Here is a 2,135-nt window from a genome sequence, read left to right as displayed (position 1 = left end):
CACTGGTAAAGTCCCCCGAGAAGGGGGAGGCTTTAGACCCAAAGATTAGGGTAACTTTTCTCTGTTCCCTGTTCCCTATTAATTGTTCAGCAATACCAAATTATCGCGGTGAATTACCGTGTCTCGAGCGCGATCGCCGAGGATTTCGGGGATTTTTTCCGATCGAACGCCGCAGATTTTCACTAAATCGTCGCTGTTGTAGTTCGTCACGCCTCGGGCGATGTCGCGATCGTCGAGATCGCACAGCGTAACCGCATCTTCAGCTTGAAACTCCCCGTCAATTTTGACCACTCCCGCCGCTAACAGGGATTTTCCCCCTTCACGAATCGCTATGACCGCCCCCGCATCCAGATAAATTTTTCCCTGGGGAATTAAACTATGAGCGATCCAACGTTTGCGGGCGGTTTCGGTGGTCGGTTGCGGCTCGAAATGGGTTCCCAGTTCTTCCCCAGCGAGGATTTTTTCGAGATTTTGCGGCGCTTTTCCCGCTGCAATAACCGTCCGAACGCCGCTTTCCGTGGCGATGCGGGCGGCGGAAATTTTCGTTTGCATTCCGCCGGTTCCCCAACCGCTGCGGGAGTTTCCTACCTCTAAATTTTCCAGGTCGTTGGGATGTCCGACGCGAACGATGGGTTTGGCGTTGGGGTCGCGGTTGGGGTCTGCTGAATACAGTCGATCGACATCTGTCAGTAAAAACAGCCAGTTCGCTTCCACTAAACTGGCGACTAAGGCGCTGAGAGTATCGTTATCGCCAAATTTCAACTCGTCGGTGGCGATGGTATCGTTTTCGTTGACGATGGGAATTACACCGAGCTGCAACAGTTCCGCGAAGGTATTGTAAGCGTTAACGTAGCTACTCCGCTGGACGAAATCTTTGCGAGTCAGAAGGATTTGGGCGATGGGTTGTTGCAGGGAGGTAAACAGGTCGTCGTACACCCGCATCAGCCGTCCCTGTCCCACAGCGGCCACCGCTTGCTTCGTGACGAGTCGTCGCGGCCGTTCGCTCAGTCCCAGTCTGGCACAGCCGACCCCCACCGCCCCAGAAGACACTAGAATCGGACGGTGGCCTTGGCGGCGCAGGCGGGTGAGGGTTTCCACGAGGCTGGCGAGGGTGGAGAGGGACAGGTCGCCGCTTTGGGGTTGGGTAAGGCTGGAGGTTCCAATTTTGACGACGAGGGTTTGGGAATCCATGAATCGCGGAGGGGGACGAGATAGATTTTCGATTTTACCGGAATTTTTCTTCGAGGGATTTTCGATGTTGGGTCCTGTTTTTTTGGAGTTCTCTTTTGAGATGGATTCAGCAGTCTTTTCGAGGGATTGTGGCGGCAGCCAAACTCAAGAAAGTTGCTCTAAGCTATAATCCCAACAGAACTCTTTCGAGAGAAATCGATTATGGCTGACGAACAGGCGATCGATCGGTTAAACGACGAATACGAGCGATTTCAAAAATACCTGCAAGAGTGCGCCCAAAAATTCGACTGGGGGAGCTTTCAAGACCAGGACTTGAGCGAACTCGACCTCAGCCGACTCGATTTGAGCGGAATTAACCTCAGCGGTGCCAATCTTCAGCGGGTGGATTTCAGCCAAAGCGACCTCAGTTATGCCAATCTCAGCCAGACGGATTTGAGCGGGGCGGATTTGAGCGGGGCGGATTTGAGCGAAGCTAACCTCAGCGGCGCCAACCTGACGCAAGCGGATTTGAGTAGCGCCGATCTCAACCTAGCCGATCTGACTCGCGCCATGGCCAAGAAAGCGGATTTGAGTTACGCCGACCTCAGCCAAGCGGATGTCAGCCACGCCGACTTCTCTGAGGCCGACTTGAGCGATGTGGATTTTTCGGAAGCCACCCGGGAGGAGACGAATTTCACGGACGCCGATTTATCGGGATCGATCGGCCTCGAGTAGGGCGAGGCGATCGCTTTGGACTTTTTTAGCTCTTTTTTTTAATCTTAACTGTTGAGGGGATCGGGGCGTTCCGTTCGCGCCTGTTGGAGTCGTTCTACGGCGTCTCGATAGCCTTCCCGAGAGGCCCAAAGTCCTGCTGTGGAGTTATTTTTGTCTTTCGCCCGGATGTCGGCACCGTGACTGAGAAGTACGTCGAGAACCTCGAGGCGCCCGTGTCCGGCGGCGGTCAT

3 protein-coding genes are annotated in these 2,135 nt (G+C 54.3%); 1 reads left to right on the top strand and 2 read right to left on the bottom strand.

The genetic code is table 11. From position 1 onward, the window contains the following. Nucleotides 1-78: 78 nt before the first annotated feature. A complete protein-coding gene (proB, locus tag ACP5D4_RS21505) occupies nt 79-1,191 on the bottom strand; it encodes a glutamate 5-kinase (protein WP_428013647.1) in 1,113 nt (370 codons plus the stop codon). A 201-nt stretch (nt 1,192-1,392) separates the two neighbouring features. Here proB and ACP5D4_RS21500 point away from each other — a divergent pair, with 201 nt between their 5' ends. Further along, nucleotides 1,393-1,905: a pentapeptide repeat-containing protein gene (locus tag ACP5D4_RS21500; protein WP_428013646.1), complete on the top strand. Its 513-nt coding sequence runs from the start codon at nt 1,393-1,395 to the stop codon at nt 1,903-1,905. Between the two features lie 44 nt (nt 1,906-1,949). Here the strand turns inward: ACP5D4_RS21500 and ACP5D4_RS21495 are convergent. Further along, nucleotides 1,950-2,135 (bottom strand): ankyrin repeat domain-containing protein (locus ACP5D4_RS21495; RefSeq protein WP_428013645.1); only part of this gene is annotated, 186 nt, incomplete at its 5' end.

It is taken from the genome of Baaleninema sp. (assembly GCF_049974805.1).
In the GTDB taxonomy this organism is placed as follows: domain Bacteria; phylum Cyanobacteriota; class Cyanobacteriia; order Cyanobacteriales; family Geitlerinemataceae; genus Baaleninema.
The sequence above is the reverse complement of the archived record's forward strand: the minus strand, read 5'-3'. Positions and strand labels throughout refer to the sequence as shown.